Genomic DNA, 482 nt, shown 5'->3' with positions numbered 1-482 from the left:
CGAAGTGACGCTTTCCGCTTGTAGCGCATGACCGGACACACTATCCGGCGCCAAATGGCTTGCAAGTATCACCGAAGACTGCAAGTGGGCTGAGGTGACACTTTCCGAGGCCAGATGGCTCGACTGAACGGCCTCTTCTGCCAAATGATGGGCTTGCACCGCTTCATCTGTAATGTGCCATGGCTGTACCGAGTGCACCGACAGCTTAGCGGCAGTCACACCCTCATCCGCCAATTTATCAGACGTCACGGACGCATCCTGTAATGCATCAGTCGATATCGACTGGGATGCCAAATGCTCTCCCTGGATGACTCCAGTGAATAGATGGTGGGACTGGATCGATTCTGGAGCGATATGCACGGACTTCACTGCTCCCTCGGCTAGCGCCCTATCCTGTACCGCTCCGGCTACCAGATGCCGGCTGTGTACGGACTGTGCAGACAGATGTGACGGGCCGATGCTGCCTTCCGCCAGATTCGTCC

At 56.6% G+C, this 482-nt stretch carries 1 pseudogene; it reads right to left on the bottom strand.

The features are described 5' to 3' along the window. Nucleotides 1–482: pseudogene (locus tag AC5V8P_RS26075) on the bottom strand (hypothetical protein); the annotation flags it as partial.

Source organism: Paenibacillus sp. N119s (assembly GCF_059447605.1).
Note: the sequence above shows the minus strand (reverse complement) of the source record. Positions and strands in the feature narration are given on the sequence as shown.